Genomic DNA, 15055 nt, shown 5'->3' with positions numbered 1-15055 from the left:
TCCTGCCCCGGAAGCCCGGCTACCGCCCCAGGACGGCCATCGCCGCACTGTGCCCGCCGATCCCGCTGACCCCGCCGCCGCGCACCGATCCCGCCCCGCAGAGCAGGACGTTGGGGTGTGCGGTCGCGACTCCCCAACGCCCGCGCGGGCCCTCCTCGTCCTGGTACGGAAAGGTCTCGTCCTGGTACGGAAAGGTGAGGTCGCCGTGGAAGATGTGGCCGCCGGGCAGTCGCAGTTCGCGTTCCAGGTCGAGCGGGGTCTTGGCCTCGATGCAGGGCCGGCCGTCCGCGTCGAGGGCGAGGCATTCGGTGATCGGCTCGGCGAGGTCGGCGTCCAGGCGGGCGAGGGTGGTGCGCAGGAGTTCGGCACGCGCGGCGTCGTTGTCGGCGGTGAAGAGCCTGGCCGGGGTGTGCAGGCCGAAGAGGGTGAGGGTGTGGTGGCCGCGTGCGGTGAGGTCGGCGCCGAGGATCGAGGGGTCGGTCAGCGAGTGGCAGTAGATCTCCGAGGGCGGCACGCCCGGCAGCCGCCCGGCCGCGGCATCACGGTGGGCGGTCGCCAGCTCCTCGTACCCCTCGGCCACGTGGAAGGTTCCGGCGAACGCCTGTTGCGGGGTGACGGCGCTGTCGCGCAGTCGCGGCAGGCGGCGCAGCAGCATGTTGACCTTGAACTGGGCGCCCTCGGGGGCGGGCGCGGGCGGCTCGTCGCCGAGGAGGGCGGCGAGTGCGTGCGGGGAGGCGTTGACGAGGACGTGGCGGGCCGATACGGCCCGCTCGCCGCCCGTCTCCGTACGGTACGAGACGTCGGCGCGGGCTCCGTCGGTGTCGACGCGGGTGACCTCGTGGCCGGTGGCGAGGTGTGCGCCCGCCGTGCGGGCGGCGTGCGCGAGGGCGTCGGTGAGGGCGCCCATGCCGCCGACGGGGACGTCCCAGTCGCCGGTGCCACCGCCGATGACGTGGTAGAGGAAACAGCGGTTCTGGAGCAGTGACGGGTCGTGGGCGTCCGCGAACGTGCCGATCAGGGCGTCCGTGAGGACCACGCCCCGGACGAGGTCGTGGGTGAAGGTGTCCTCTATCGCGACGCCGATCGGCTCCTCGAAGAGCATCCGCCAGGCCACCTCGTCGTCGATGCGGCGGCGGAGGGCGTCCCGGGTGGGGAGGGGCTCGGTGAGCGTGGGAAAGACGCGTTCCGCGACCTGCCGCAGCGTTCCGTAGAAGCGTTCCCAGGCCCGGAACTCCTTCTCGCCGCCGGTCAGTTCGGCGAACGAGGCCGCGGTGCCCGGACCTCCGACGAGCAGACCGCCGGTCCCGTTGGGGGTGTACGAGGAGATTGTCCGCTTCCGTACGGCGAAGGACAGGCCGAGGTCACGGACAATGGTTCCGGGGAGGAGCGACACGAGATACGAGTAGCGCGAAAGCCTGGCGTCGACACCGGCGAAGGGGCGGGTGGAGACCGCGGCCCCGCCGGTGACGGGGAGCCGTTCGAGCAGGAGCACCGAGCGGCCGGCGCGGGCGAGGTAGGCGGCGGCGACCAGCCCGTTGTGACCGCCGCCGACGATGACGACGTCGTACGAGGAACGTATCGGCATGACGGGACCCTATGCGGTGGGTCACATGTCCGACAGGGGGGAGCGCACATGATCGTGGACCGGACGGAGCCGAGACGGGAGTGGGAGCCGGACCGGGAGCCCGGTCGGGGCCCGGGTCCCGAGCCGGGTCGGGACCAGCAGGAGGGGGGCCGCTTTGTGCCACCTCGTCCGGATAGGGAAAATCAGGAGGTGACCTACCCGGAGCCTTCCACCCCGACCCGCGCCGACGGAGACATCGACGGGCATCCCGATGCTCATGTCGACGTCCCCGGCGCGGCGCCGGTCGATGTGCCCGTTGCCTGGCGGCAGCGTGCAAAAACGTTCGCCCTGCCCGCGGCGGCCGTTGCGGTGCTCGTCGTCGTGGCCCTGCTCGGCATGGGCATCGTGTCCCGCGACACGGGTGAGCTGCACATACCCGGGGCCGGGACCACGACGCTGCTGCGTTCGGTGTTCCTGGCCGCACTGTTCCTCCACCTCGGCGAGATCGCCGGCCACCGGCTGGCGCGTTCGGTGCCGGGTGCTCCGGAGGTCAGGCCACCCGTGTGGGGGATCTCGCTGTCGCTGGCCGGGGCGGCGGCCTCGTTCGGCCAGATCGTCCAGATGGCCGATCTGGGCGGCATGACCTTCACCGAGACGTACGCGACGGATCCCGGCGGAATGCTCCTGCTCCAGGCCAACGCGTTTCTCGCCGCAGCCGCGTGCGTGTGGCTGAAGCGGCCGGCGTGGGCGGTGGTGCCGCTGGCGGTCGTGATCATCTCGGAGGCGGTACGGGCGCACCCCGAACTGGACACCCCGGAGATCGGGATCGCGCTGACGACGGTCCATCTGACGGCGTCGGCGCTGTGGACGGGTGGGCTGGTGTACGCGCTGCGGGCGATGCACTTGTGGCGGAAGGGGGCGGGTTCCGGCCCGGGGCCCGGACGCACGCTGCTGGGGAGGTACGCGCGCGTGGCCGCCTTCCTCTATGTGGCACTGGCCGTCACCGGCACGTTCAGCACGCTGCGGCGGCTGCCGCTCGACGACATCTTCACCACGGCGTACGGGCGGACGCTGCTGGTGAAGCTCGCCCTCTTCGTGGTGGTGAGCGTGCTGGCGCTGGTGGCACGGGCACGGCTGCGCCGGAAGCAGTCGGGGCACCGCAAGGTGGACCAGGACGCGGCGGCACGGGCTGCTCGGGCGGAGGTCGTGATGCTGGTGGGGGTGGTGGCGGTGTCGGCGCTGCTGACGGTCGTGCCGACTCCTACTTGGTAGGAGTGGGGCCGGTGGTCGTCGTGCGGGTGCGTCGTGGCTGGTCGCGCCCACGCGGCGGAGCCGCAGATCCGATACGGCCTCGCACCCCTGAATGCCTACCCCCGCCCCCTCCTGAGTGCCGCCACCCTCCGGTAGATTTCCGCCGCCTCCGCGCCCCGGCCCAGCTGCTCCAGGCACTGCGCCTCGTCGTTGCGGCTGGCGAGGGCGTCCGGGTGGTCGGCGCCCAGGACCTGTTCGCGGGCCAGGGCCACCTGCCGGTAGACCGCGAGGGCGTCCGCCCAGCGGCCCAGCCAGCCGAGGCCGACCGCCACCTCGCGCCGCGAGACCAGCGTGTCGGGGTGGCCGGGGCCCAGTACCCGCTCGCGGATCGCGCACACGTCGCGGGCCTCCGCCAGGGCCTCCTCCCAGCGGGCGAGCCGGCCGAGGTTGACGCCGAGGCCGTGCCGGGCGCGCAGCGTTTCGGCGTCGGCCGGGCCGCCGGTGCGGGTGCGGTCGTCGACCAGGTCCCGGTAGAGCTCCAGGGCCTCCGCGCTGCGGCCGAGGCGGCCCAGGCAGATGCCCACCTCGTACCGGGCGGAGAGGGTGTCGGGGTGGTCGGCGCCGAGTGCCTGCGCGCGGGCCGCCGCGACTTCCCGGTACGTCTGCAGGGCCTCCGTCCAGCGGCCCAGCTGGCCGAGCGCGTACGCCACTTCGTAGCGGGTGACGAGCGTGTCCGGGTGGGTGGTGCCGAGCACCCGGCCCCGGGCCGCCGCCACGTCGCGGGCCATCCGGTAGGAGTCCTCCAGGCGACCCAGTCTGCTCAGGTTGAAGGCGAGGTTGTGGCGGCAGCGGAGGGTGTCGACGTGTTCGGGGCCCATGGTGCGTTCACGGGCCGCGAGGACCGCCGAGTACACCTGGTGGGCGTCGAAGTGCCGGCCGAGCTGGCCCAGTACGTAGGCGGTCTCCTGGCGGGCCGCGAGGGTTTCGGGGTGCTCCGCGCCCATGGTGCGGGAGCGCCCGTCGGCGACCCTGGTGAACTCGCGCAGGGCGTCCGCCGCGCGTCCCGTACGGCTGAGGGTGAAGCCGACCTCGTAGTGGCTGGCGAGGGTGTCGGGGTGGTCGGGGCCCAGCGCGTGCTCCCGTTCGGCGGCGACCGCGCGGTGCACCTCGCCCGCCTCCTCCCAGCGGCCGAGCCTGCCGAGGCTGAGGCCCGCGTTGTGCCGGTTGTCGAGTACGTCGAGGACCTCGGGCGGCGGCGTGGGCCGCTCCGCGTGCACGGGAGCGACACCGGGCGCGGGCGCGCGCAGACCGGCGCCGCTGGTCCACTCGCCGGTGAGCCCGGCGGCCGGGTCGCCGTGCGCCGGGGTGAGCGTGCCGGTGCCGCCCGCCTTGTGCCCCGTGGTCATGCCGCGGGTCCAGGACGGCAGCCGGGGCGCCCGGGACGGCGGCTGCTCGGGCCGCTTGGCGGGCGGCCGGAGCCCGGGTGCGGCGGCCAGCACCGTGGCCGGGTGCCCGGGTACCCCGAGGGAGGTGCCCGCCGGGGTGAGGCGGCCGTCGGTGAGGCGGCGGCCGAGGTCCTTGGCGTCGGTGGGCCGCCCGTCGGGGGTCTTGGCGAGCAGGTCGAGCACTATCCGGTCGAAGAACTCGGGGAGTTCGGCCCGGTGGGTGCGCGGGGGTTCGGGGGTCGTGTCCCGGTGCCCGACGAGGACCGCCCACGCGTCGTCCAGGTCGAAGGGCGGCACCCCGGTGGCGATCTCGTACAGCACGCAGCCCAGTGAGTAGAGGTCGCTGCGGTGGTCGACGTTGACGCCGCTGATCTGCTCGGGCGACATGTAGTGCGGGGTGCCCATGGCGATGCCGGTGCCGGTGAGGCGGGAGGTGAAGCCGATGTCGTGGCCCAGGCGCGCTATGCCGAAGTCGCAGATCTTCACCGTGCCGTCGCTGAGCCGCATGATGTTGGCGGGCTTCAGGTCGCGGTGGACGATGCCCTGTTCGTGGGTGTAGGCGAGCGCCCAGGCGACCTGTTCGGCGATGTCGACGACGTCGTGGACGGGCAGCGGGTGCTGTTTGTTGTCTTCGAGGAGCTGGCTGAGGTTGCGGCCCTCCAGCAGTTCCATGACCAGGTAGAGCACGCCTTCGTACTCGCCGAAGTCGTGCACCACGGTGACGCCCCGGTGCTGGAGGGCGGCCGCCACCCGCGCCTCGCGCCGGAAACGCTCGCGCAGCACTCCGGAGATCGCCTGGTCGTGCTGGGTGCCCATCGGCTTGAGGCACTTCACGGCGACCTGCCGGCCCAGCGACTCGTCGCGGGCACGCCACACCTCGCCCATTCCCCCGCGCCCGATCAGATCGAGCAGCCGGTACCGGCCCTGGATCAGCCTGGTGTCCGCCATCTCGTACTGTCGCCCCCGTCGCTCCGCTGCGCCCTCCCCGGCCCGTCCAGTATGGCCGCCATGCGGTTGAGTTTGTACGGGGCCGGGCGGCTGCCGGGCCCGAGCCGCGCAACTGCTTTCAGAATGTGACCTGGTGGCAACTGCCAGCGGAGCCGCGAGGGAATGCCGCGCAGGATGTTTCCGGTGGCGCGGAGTTGACGGTCCACCGCCTTCGGCGCGGGCGCGGCTCTGCCGTACAGGTCGTGGGCCCAGGTCGGCAGCGAGGCGTACGCGAGGGCGGCCGCACGCCGCCAGAGCAGTTCACGGGCCGGTACGAGGGCGGGGTGCACGGGCGGCCTGCGCAGGAAGGCGTATACGGCGCGGGCGTCGTCCGCCGCCTCCAGGGCGGGCCGCATCCGGGTGAAGTAGTCCGCCAACTCCCCCGTGTCGCACGGCACTTCGGCCGGATCGAGGCCCACCAGGCGGGCGCTCGTGCGGTGTTCGTCGACGTACCGGTCCGCCTGCGCGTCCGTCATGCGCAGACCGGAGCGGCGGGCGACGCTCAGGTACGAGTCGATCTCCGCGCAGTGCACCCAGAGCAGCAGTTCGGGGTCGTCGACACCGAGCAGCCGGTGGATCCTGCGGACCCGGGCACCTGCCTGCTCGGCGGCCTCGGTGGTGCCGTAGGTGGTGGTACCGACGAAACCCGCGGTGCGCATGAGGCGGCCCCAGGCGTCGTCCAGGAACGTGCTGTTGATCATGACGCCGCGGACGGCCCGCGGGTGCAGGGCCTGGAGGTAGAGGGCACGGACCCCGGCGATCCACATCATCGGGTCCCCGTGCACCTGCCAGGTGACGGAGGCGGGCCCGAAGAGGCCGGGGTCGGCGGCGGCTTTCGAGGTCATGGGGAGCATTGTGGCCAGGGCCGCTCCCGGGCGCCAGACGGCCCGGCGCCCCTTCGTGCTTCGGTGGGCCTGCTGGACGACGCAGGCCCGGTCACTCGGCCGTGGGGCCGACCGCGGGCCGATGGACCGTCACGGGGACGGTGGACCGGTGGTGCGTGCGGGGGTGTCGCCCTGCCAGGGGCGCAGCCTCGGCCACCAGCCCGGTACCGCCCGGCGGTACGTTTCGTACTCCGCGCCGAACGTCCGCAGCAGCTTCGGCTCCTCGTACCACTTGGCGAATGCCCACATCACCGTTCCGGCGAGCAGTCCGTAGGTGAGCAGGACGGGTCGGCCGAGGAGCAGTGCCTGGCCGCCGACCGACGCCGTGACCGCGACGTACATGGGGTTGCGCACATGGCGGTACAGCCCGCCCACCACCAGGTGCTCGGTGGGGGCGACCGGCGCCGGAGTCCCCAGCCCCTCCCCCACGAACCGCGCGAAGGCGTGCACCAGAACCACCGCACCCGCCAGCAGGACGCCCGCGCCCAGCAGCCGGACGGGCAGCCACCACTGACCGGTCTGCCACCCCGTCACCCACCAGGGCACGACGCCGGCCACCGTGCCCGGCGCGAGCGCCATGAACACCGAACTCCCCACGGCAGCCGTCGATCTGCGCATGCGGTCAGCATGGCCGCCGCACTCGGTCTCCGGCAACAGTTCCGACCGGCGATCATGCGCCGCGTTAGCGGGCGCAAGAAAAGCGTTAGCGGCCCGGACTACGGTGTGTCCACCGCGACGACTTGGGCTTTCCACAAGCCTCCACGCGGTCCAACTCACGGACGGAAAAGCGCTTTACCCGCGCGGCCGGAGGCGAATCGCGATGAGTACGCACGTCACCTCGTCCCTTGATTCCCATGACTCCCACGACTCCCACGCCCTCCAGTCGCGGAGCGCAGTGCGCTCCCTGGTACTGCCCGTTGTTCGGCAGCGGGTTTCCGCGCTGGAGCCGAACCTGGCCCGGGTCTGCTGCTACCACCTCGGCTTCATGGACGAACACGGCGACCCCAGCGGCGGCGGGGACGGCGGACTGACCCGCGCCGGACTCATGATGGCGGCGGCCGACGGAGTCGGTCTGCGGCCCGAGGACGTGCGGTCCCAGGCGGCGGCGGTGGAGTTGCTGCACCACGCGACCCTGCTCCACGACGACATCGTCGACGCGGCCGAGGTGCGTCGCGGCCGCCCGGCCGCGTGGAAGGTGTTCGGCGCGGGTCTGGCCATACCCGCCGGGAACGCCTTGCAGGCTCTCGGGCTGCAGCTGGTCGTGGACGACCCCGGCCCCGGCAGCAGGGAGATCGCCGGCTCGTTCACCGGGGCCATCGGTCTCGTTCACGCGGGCCGGGCCCGCGGGCTCACCCTCCGGCCGGGTCCCGGCGCCGGCGTCGCGGCGTACGAGCACATCGTGACGGAGAAGGTTTCGGCACTGCTGGAGTGCTCGCTGGGGACGCCCGCGGTGCGGGCGGGCGCACCGGAGCGCGTCCTGTCCGCCCTGCACGCCGCGGGTCGGCACTTGGGCATCGCGTGGCAGATCTCCCATGACGTGGCGGACATCTGGGGCGGTCCCGCGGGGACCGGCAAGCCGGTCCGGGAGGACATCGGGCGGCGCAATCTGACTCTGCCCGTGCTGATCGCCCTGTCCGCCGGCAGCCCGGCCGGCGAGCGACTGAGCCGGTTGTGGCATGCGGACAGCGGCACGGCGGCGCATCTGCAGGTGCTGGCCGACCTCATCGACGAGGCCGGCGGCCGTCATTCGGCCGAGCAGCTGTCCCGCCGCCATCTGGACTCGGCGGTGGAGCACCTCGGACGAGCCCGGCTGTCCCGGTCCGGGACCACCGAACTGACCGCCCTGTTCCACCGCATCGTCCGTTCCGCGGGACGACCGCGACCGGCTAGCGCCGTACGCGCGGCATCCCCAGTCCGATCCACGAGATGATCTCGCGCTGGATCTCGTTGTTGCCGCCGCCGAAGGTGAAGATGACGGCGGAGCGGTAGCCGCGTTCCAGTTCGCCGTGCAGGACGGCGCCCGCCGAGCCCTCTTTGAGGTGGCCGGCCGCGCCGACGACCTCCATGAGCCAGCCGTACGCGTCCCGGCGGGCCTCGGAGCCGTACACCTTGACGGCGGAGGCGTCCTGCGGGGTGAGGGTGCCGTGCTGGACGGCGTTCACCATCTGCCAGTTGAGGAGCTTCATCGCGTCGAGCTTGGTGTGGGTACGGGCGAGCCGGCCGCGCACCCAGCCGAGATCGATGACGCGGCGGCCGTCGGCGAGCTTGGTCTCCATGGCCCAGCGCTGCACGTCGTGCAGGGCGCGTACGGCCATGGTGCCGTGGGCGGCGAGGGTGACGCGTTCGTGGTTGAGCTGGTTGGTGATGAGCCGCCAGCCCTTGTTCTCCTCGCCGACGCGGCGGGAGGCGGGGACGCGGATGTTCTCGTAGTAGCTGGCGGTGGTGTCGTGCGAGGCGAGGGTGTTGATGAGGGTGCAGGAGTAGCCGGGGTCGCTGGTGGGGACCAGGAGCATGGTGATGCCCTTGTGTGGCGGGGCGTCGGGGTCGGTGCGCACGGCGAGCCAGACCCAGTCGGCGGTGTCGCCGTTGGTGGTCCAGATCTTCTGGCCGTTGACCGTGTAGTGGCCGGTGTCCTGGTCGCCGTCGCGTACGGCACGGGTCTTGAGGGCGGCGAGGTCGGTGCCCGCGTCGGGTTCGCTGTAACCGATGGCGAAGTCGAGTTCGCCGGAGAGGATCTTCGGCAGGAAGTACGACTTCTGCTCGTCGGTGCCGTACTGCATGAGCGTCGGCCCGACGGTGTTGAGCGCCATCAGCGGCAGCGGTACGCCCGCCTGGGCAGCCTCGTCGAAGAAGACGTACTGCTCCATGGGGGTCAGCCCGCGCCCGCCATACTCCTCGGGCCAGCCGACACCGAGCCAGCCGTCGGCGCCGAGGCGGCGGACGCATCCGCGGTAGAAGCGCTTCTGGGCGGCCGGGTCCGCGTACCTGGCGTAGGCGTTGTCGGGGACGAGCGTGGCGAAGTAGGCGCGCAGCTCGGTGCGCAACTGCTGCTGCTCGGGCGTGTATTCGAGGTGCACGGGCCCTCCAGGCGTCGGGCGGAGCGTCTTGCGTACGGCAGGTCGCTGCGGCGGCGCACAGAGTAGAACGTGTTGCAGGAATGTGGAAGGGGTGGGTGTGGTCGGCCCCGTGCGAGGGGGAGTTCTTGCGGGACTGGGGCCCGGCGCGGGCGAAGGCCCGGCGCGGGCGAAGGCCCGGCGCGGGCGAAGGCCCGGCGCGGGCGAAAGCCCGGCGCGGGCGAAAGCCCGGCGCGGGCGAAAGCCCGGCGCGGGCGAAAGCCCGGCGCGGGCGAAAGCCCGGCGCGGGCGAAAGCTTTTTCTGGTCGGCCTCGTCGCCGCACTGGCGCGGATGGTCGACCGCGCGGCGCGGGGCGGTCGGCCATGGAGTGGCTCCGTTCCGGTCACCCGTACGACACCATGCGGTCGCCGAGTCGGCGGGGCGCGGACAGCATGACGGTGGCTGCATCCGTCGATTCCGGAGGACCCCATGACCACCGTCCGTGACCTGATGACCCCCGACGTCCGCTCCATCCCGGCGACCGAGACCCTCGACCGGGCCGCCCAGCTGATGCGCGAGCACCACATCGGTGCCCTCCCGGTGACGGGCAGCGACGGCGCCCTGGCCGGCATCGTCACCGACCGCGACATCGTCGTGAAGTGCATCGCCGCCGGTCACGACCCGTCGAGGGCCACCGCCGGCGACCTGGCCGAGGGTGCGCCGGTGTCGGTCGACGTGACCGCCGACTCCGACGAGGCCGTTCGCGTGATGAGCGACGCGCGGATCCGCCGCCTGCTGGTGCTGGACAACGGCGCACCGGTCGGCATGGTCACCGAGGCGGATCTGGCCCGGGCGCTGCCCGCGGACCAGCTGGTGACGTTCGTGAGCGCCGTGTACGCGGGCCGCTGAGCCTGCCGCACGCAGACGGCAGCACATGGGTGTGCCCCGCGCCGGACGCGCGGGGCACACCCATGTGCTGCGTACGGCGCGCGGGGGTCAGGGCAGCGTCGACTCGATCGCCGCGCGCCCTTCCTTCTCCAGCCGCTTGCGCGCCCATTCCAGATTCTCCGGCGTGAGGTCGCGGCCCGAGGCGAGCACCAGGTCCTCGGGGGTCGCGTCGTCGCTGCCGCCGCTGTGCAGCCGACTGTCGGGGGTCACTTCGGACGGATCCGGTCCCTGCACGCTCATGCCGCCTCCTGGGAATCCCGCGGACACATCCAGCGCATGTCCGGCTTGTCACGCATTCTTCTGCCCTCCCGCGCCGTCCGCACCTCCGGGATGCGTACGCCGTCCGAGTGGGGCAGCGTGTGTTCATGAGCGACATGACCGACGACACCGGCGAGCTGCCCGAGGACGACGGCGTTCTGGACGCCCAGGACACGCTGATCAGCGACAACCTCGACTACGACCCCCTCGACGCCGGCATCGACCCACCGGACCACTGGTCGCCCGCCGAGTCCTTCGGGACGACGGCGGAGGAGGCGCGGCGCGGCGAGTCCCTGGACCAGCTGCTCGCCGAGGAGGAACCGGACGCCCCGCAGCCGGCCGGGGACGAGATCGGCGACGAGTACGCGGACGACCTGGATCTGGATCCGTCGGACGGTCTGTGACACCTGTGACGCCCGTGGGCCGCCCCCGGCGGGGAGGGGTGGCCCACGGGCCTGTCAGAGGGCCTGTCAGAGGGCCTGCCAGGGGGCCCGTGAGTGGTCCTGTCAGCGGGCCTGACGGTGAGGTCCCCGACCCGGGGCGCATGGGTGGCGTACGAGCGGCGGTAGGCCTCCGCCGCCAACCGGCCTACCCCCTTGGGGGGAATTCCGGCTCCGTGGGCTCGGCCCGGCCCGCCCCGGGGCACCTGTGCCCCATGGCTGACGCGCCCCGCTCCCACCGGCCGCCGTACCGGCGCCGCGCGCTCGCGGTGCTGCCTGCGTGCGCAGCGGCGACCGCCGCGGTGTTCGTCGTGTGCGCCGTGCTCGCCGCATTGGTCATGTCGGGGCTGCCCGGGGCCGATGCCGCGCCGGACGCGCGTCCGCTGTCCGCCGCCGAGTCCGAGGGCATGTCGGACGGCACGGACACCGAACTGCGGGTGCTCGCCGGGGCCGCCCGCCGGAGCGAGGGCCGCAGTCCGGTGCGGCGGCCCGGCCGTACCGTACGAACCGCCCTCTCCGGACGCCCTGTTGGACGCGTGGAAGCGGTGGAGCGGACCTGGGTGCCCGTCCGGGTTCCGGTGCCGTATCCGGTGCGCTGCGTGGTGCTGCGCTGCTGAGGAGGACCCCGTCCGCCCCGCCCGCCCCGTGCGGGCGGCTCGCAGGTCCCCCCGCGCGAACCACCGGCGCACCCACCGACGCACCCACCGTACGAAAGAAGGCTTTGCTATGCCCATCGACCCGTTCCTCGCCCTCAACGCCATGATCCGCGCCGAAGTGACCCGGGCCGCCGAGCCCACGGCCGAGCACCCGGCCGACCCCGCGGTCAAGCCCGCGGCCCGCTCCGAGGCCGGCCCCCGTACCGGCAGGAAGGACTCCCGCGCCAGCAGGGCCGACTCCCGTACCGACGACGTGAGTTGATCCGCCCGGCCGGGGGCGGCCCGCCCGTCCCCGGCCCCGCTGCGGACCGTGTCACTCCGCGTGCAGCGCGTCCACGACCGCCATCCGCCGCACCCGCCTGGCGGGCAGGACCGCGGCGGCCAGGCCGATCAGGACGGTGACCGCCAGGAGTCCGGCGATCATGAGGCCCGGGGTGTGCTGGAATCCGTACTGCTGGGTCACCGAGCGGCCCGCGAGCCAGCCGTACACCAGACCCAGCACGCTCCCGGCGATCGCGCCGGTGAGCGACAGCAGGACGGCCTCCAGGGTGAGCATGGCGCGCAGCTGGCCGCCGCTGAGGCCGATCGCGCGCAGCATCCCGATCTCGCGGGTGCGTTCGTCGACGCCGAGCATGAGGGTCGCGGCGACGCCCAGTGCGGCGATCGCCATCGTGAAGGCGAGCAGCACCGCGGCGATCATGACCATGCGGTCGAGCATCGTACGGAAGAACTCGGCCTCGGCGCCCGCGTCGTGGACCCGTACCGTCGGCTGGTCGAGCAGCGCCTTGTCGAGGAGATTGCGGGCCTCCTCGTGCGAGAGGCCTTCGGCGGGGCTGATCCAGGCAGTGGTGACCGGAGCTCGGGGTGCGATGCGGTCCATGGTGCGGGGGCTGACGAAGTACGACGCCTCGGGGAGCACCGCGAACGGGTAGCCCGAGGCGCCGGGGACGACGTCCAGACCCGCCGGGTGGGCGGTGCGTGCGCTGCCGAAGGAGGCCAGGGCCTGGCCGTCGCCCAGTTCGCGGGCCTGGTCGGCGCCCTCCATGCCCATGTTGAGGAGGGTGGGGTCGGCGCTCGCGACCGTCGCCTTCCGGTCGCCGCCGCCCTCGGTGCCGCCGGTGCCCGCGTCGATCGTGGCGGTACGGACCGGGACGGTCCGCAGGCCCTTCTCCTTGCCGAGCGCGGCGAGCGCCGCCCCGGGGACCTGGTTCTTCTCGGTGAGCAGCGAGAACGATCCGGGCTGCCGGGAGGTGAGCATGTCGCCGAGCGAGCCGCCGGTGGTGGAGACGACGGTCGAGGCGGCGACCATCACGGTCGCGCCGACCAGCAGTGCGGAGGCGGCGGCTCCGGTACGGCCCGGGTTGCCCCGCAGCTGCTGGGCGGCGAGCTTCCCCGTCGTACCGGAGAAGCGTCGGGTCGGCAGCGCGAGCAGCGAGACGACGGGCGGCAGCAGCCAGCGGGCGAGGCGCAGCACGCCGAAGAAGCTGAGGATCGCACCGGCGGTGACCGCGAGGACGCTGAGCGGGGCCGGGGCGTACGCACCGCCGACCAGCAGCAGCGCGCCCAGGCCGAGCAGCAGTACGGAGAAGACGGTGCGGACCGCCCTGCTGCCGGTGCTGTCGGGGGTCGCGGTGTGCGCACCGCCGAGGGCCGCGACGGGCGGCACCGCGGAAGCGCTCTTGGCCGGTGCGCGCACCGCGAGGACCGTGAGCAGCACACCGAACAGCAGCGCCAGGAGGAAGACGACCCAGCCCGGCATCAGGTCGACCGACACCGGGCCGAGGTCGAGCGTGCCGAGCAGCAGGGTTCCCAGGGCGCTCGCTCCCGCGCCGAGGAGCAGCCCGGTGAGCGAGGCGCCGATGCCGAGCAGGAGGCCCTGGCGGCGGACGTGGGTGCGGATCTCGGAGCGGGTCGCGCCGATGCAGCGCAGCAGGGCGAGCTGGCGGACCTGCTGGGCGAGGACGACGGAGAAGGTGTTGCTGACGACCATGCGGGCCACGGCCATGGCGATCAGGACGAAGGACAGGGCGGCGACGAGCACCAGCACGTACATGTTTCCGCTGTCGCTCTTCGCCGCGTCGACGGACTCCTCGTGGGTACGGACCCGGGCCTGGTCGCCGAGTGCGGTGCGCACCGCGTCGGCGACGGCGCGCTCGTCGCCCGCCCGGACGGCGAGGTCGAGCTGGGTGGTGTGCGGCTCCGCGGCGTACCGGGCGACCTGCCCGTCGGGGGCGCCGAGCACGGGCTGTCCGGCGAAGCTGGGCGCGCCCCGGGTGTCGAGGGTGCCGGTGAGGAGGGCCGTGGTGCGGCCGCCGCCCGTGGTGAGGAGGGCGATCCGGCCGCCGGGGCGTACGCCGATGCGGTCGGCGGTGCCGCTGTCGAGCATGACCTCGTCGGGGGCGACGGCCCACTTCCCGCCGTCGGCGAGCTGCCAGCGCAGGGCGGGGGACCCGGTGAGGGAGGTGACGACGGCGGGCTCGTCGAGGGGGCGTCCGGCCGGGGTGAGGACGGTGCCGCGCCCGGTCTGCCGTGCCACGACGGCGTCGACGCCGGGGACTTCGGCGGCCTTCGCGGCGGCGTCCCCGGCCAGTCCTGGATCCTTCGACGGGCCCGAGTCGCGTGCGCCGGGCGTGACCTGGAGGGCGGCCGGGCCGACCTCGGCGGCGGCCAGCTGGCCGAAGGAGCTGACGAGGGCGCCGCTGCCGCCGACCGCGAGGACGAGGAAGGCGACGCCGACGGCCACTGCCGCCCCGGTGAGCAGCAACTGCCGTGCCTGGCCCCGGAATTCCTTCAGCGTGTACTTCAGCGTGGCCATGTCCCCAACTCACCCTCGGCGGTGCCCGGGTCGTCGCCCGGATCCTCTCCGTATGACGCTAGGGGCGGGACGGGGCCCGGCAGTCAGCTCACCGGAGGGAGTGGTCATCCTCCGTCGGGGCTACGGCGGGGGCGGCCGTACGTCCCAGGTCTGATGCCGGACCCCGAGGGCGGACGGTGCGCTCGGAGCGGGCGGCGGGTGCTCTCGGAGCGGGCGGTGCTCTCGGAGCGGTGAGTGGCCTCAGAGCGGGCGGTGCATGATGTGCAGCCCCACGTACCCCTGCTCCGGGTGGCGGAAGCCCTCCGGGACGGTGCCCACAATGCGGAAACCGAGCCGCTCGTAGAGGCTTACGGCGTGGGTGTTGCTGGCTGCGACCGCGTTGAACTGCATGGACCGGAAGCCCCGGCCGCGTGCCCAGTCGAGGGTGTGCTCGACGAGGGCGCGGCCCACGCCCCGGCCGCCGTGGGCGGGGTCGACCATGTAGCTGGCGCTGGCGACGTGGTCGCCGTTGCCGCGCTGGTTGGCGTTCATCTTGGCGGTGCCGAGGATCTCCCCGGTCTCGTCGACGGCGACGACCGTACGGTTCGGGGCGTCCAGCATCCACCAGCCGCGGCCGGTCTCCCTGTCGAGGTCGACGGGGAAGGTGAAGGTGTCACCGGCAGCGGTGATCTTGTGGAAGAACGGCCAGATCGCGGCCCAGTCGTCGGCGGTGGCTTCTCTGATCAACATCCGGACAGCGTGCGGCTTCCGGCC

At 73.2% G+C, this 15055-nt stretch carries 14 protein-coding genes; 6 read left to right on the top strand and 8 right to left on the bottom strand.

The features are described from left to right. Nucleotides 1–19: 19 nt before the first annotated feature. Nucleotides 20–1585: a phytoene desaturase family protein gene (locus ACH4SP_RS26960; protein WP_398418234.1), complete on the bottom strand. Its 1566-nt coding sequence runs from the start codon at nucleotides 1583–1585 to the stop codon at nucleotides 20–22. Between the two features lie 189 nt (nucleotides 1586–1774). On the opposite strand from ACH4SP_RS26960, the gene ACH4SP_RS26955 reads away from it, so the two are divergent. Continuing rightward, entirely contained in the window at nucleotides 1775–2836 is a 1062-nt protein-coding gene (locus ACH4SP_RS26955) for a CopD family protein (RefSeq protein WP_398418232.1), read from the top strand. 95 nt (nucleotides 2837–2931) lie between these two features. On the opposite strand, the gene ACH4SP_RS26950 is transcribed toward ACH4SP_RS26955, so the two are convergent. The 3 genes from ACH4SP_RS26950 to ACH4SP_RS26940 form a co-directional block, all read right to left on the bottom strand. After that, entirely contained in the window at nucleotides 2932–5208 is a 2277-nt protein-coding gene (locus ACH4SP_RS26950) for a tetratricopeptide repeat protein (RefSeq protein WP_398418230.1), read from the bottom strand. After that, complete coding sequence (locus ACH4SP_RS26945; protein WP_398418229.1) at nucleotides 5190–6092, bottom strand: oxygenase MpaB family protein; 903 nt, start codon at nucleotides 6090–6092, stop codon at nucleotides 5190–5192. Before ACH4SP_RS26945 ends, ACH4SP_RS26950 begins: the two co-directional genes overlap by 19 nt. A gap of 129 nt (nucleotides 6093–6221) precedes the next feature. Then, entirely contained in the window at nucleotides 6222–6749 is a 528-nt protein-coding gene (locus ACH4SP_RS26940; RefSeq protein ID WP_398418227.1) for a methyltransferase family protein, read from the bottom strand. Nucleotides 6750–6951: 202 nt separating this feature from the next. On the opposite strand from ACH4SP_RS26940, the gene ACH4SP_RS26935 reads away from it, so the two are divergent. After that, nucleotides 6952–8061 carry a polyprenyl synthetase family protein gene (locus ACH4SP_RS26935; protein WP_398418225.1) on the top strand — a complete coding sequence of 370 codons (1110 nt, stop codon included), beginning with the start codon at nucleotides 6952–6954 and terminating at the stop codon, nucleotides 8059–8061. On the opposite strand, the gene ACH4SP_RS26930 is transcribed toward ACH4SP_RS26935, so the two are convergent. After that, nucleotides 8018–9208 (bottom strand): acyl-CoA dehydrogenase family protein, encoded by a 1191-nt coding sequence (locus tag ACH4SP_RS26930; protein ID WP_398418223.1) that lies wholly within the window; start codon nucleotides 9206–9208, stop codon nucleotides 8018–8020. The genes ACH4SP_RS26935 and ACH4SP_RS26930 overlap by 44 nt on opposite strands. 466 nt (nucleotides 9209–9674) lie before the next feature. Here ACH4SP_RS26930 and ACH4SP_RS26925 point away from each other — a divergent pair, with 466 nt between their 5' ends. Continuing rightward, a complete protein-coding gene (locus ACH4SP_RS26925) occupies nucleotides 9675–10094 on the top strand; it encodes a CBS domain-containing protein (protein WP_398418221.1) in 420 nt (139 codons plus the stop codon). Between the two features lie 87 nt (nucleotides 10095–10181). Here ACH4SP_RS26925 and ACH4SP_RS26920 read toward each other — a convergent pair whose 3' ends face one another. After that, nucleotides 10182–10373 (bottom strand): hypothetical protein, encoded by a 192-nt coding sequence (locus ACH4SP_RS26920; RefSeq protein ID WP_398418219.1) that lies wholly within the window; start codon nucleotides 10371–10373, stop codon nucleotides 10182–10184. A 125-nt stretch (nucleotides 10374–10498) separates the two neighbouring features. On the opposite strand from ACH4SP_RS26920, the gene ACH4SP_RS26915 reads away from it, so the two are divergent. The 3 genes from ACH4SP_RS26915 to ACH4SP_RS26905 all read left to right on the top strand — a co-directional run bounded on the left by ACH4SP_RS26915 (nucleotide 10499) and on the right by ACH4SP_RS26905 (nucleotide 11749). Then, nucleotides 10499–10795, top strand: a complete 297-nt coding sequence (locus ACH4SP_RS26915) for a hypothetical protein (RefSeq protein WP_398418218.1) — start codon at nucleotides 10499–10501, stop codon at nucleotides 10793–10795. Nucleotides 10796–11046: 251 nt separating this feature from the next. Then, nucleotides 11047–11448: a hypothetical protein gene (locus ACH4SP_RS26910; protein WP_398418217.1), complete on the top strand. Its 402-nt coding sequence runs from the start codon at nucleotides 11047–11049 to the stop codon at nucleotides 11446–11448. A 109-nt stretch (nucleotides 11449–11557) separates the two neighbouring features. Then, complete coding sequence (locus tag ACH4SP_RS26905) at nucleotides 11558–11749, top strand: hypothetical protein (protein WP_398418216.1); 192 nt, start codon at nucleotides 11558–11560, stop codon at nucleotides 11747–11749. A 51-nt stretch (nucleotides 11750–11800) separates the two neighbouring features. On the opposite strand, the gene ACH4SP_RS26900 is transcribed toward ACH4SP_RS26905, so the two are convergent. After that, a complete protein-coding gene (locus ACH4SP_RS26900; protein WP_398418214.1) occupies nucleotides 11801–14302 on the bottom strand; it encodes an ABC transporter permease in 2502 nt (833 codons plus the stop codon). Nucleotides 14303–14542: 240 nt separating this feature from the next. Beyond that, nucleotides 14543–15031, bottom strand: a complete 489-nt coding sequence (locus ACH4SP_RS26895) for a GNAT family N-acetyltransferase (RefSeq protein WP_398418212.1) — start codon at nucleotides 15029–15031, stop codon at nucleotides 14543–14545. Between the last annotated feature and the right edge of the window lie 24 nt (nucleotides 15032–15055).

It is taken from the genome of Streptomyces sp. NPDC021093, from assembly GCF_044333135.1.
Lineage (GTDB): Bacteria > Actinomycetota > Actinomycetes > Streptomycetales > Streptomycetaceae > Streptomyces.
This window is presented reverse-complemented; position numbering and strand designations above follow the sequence as displayed.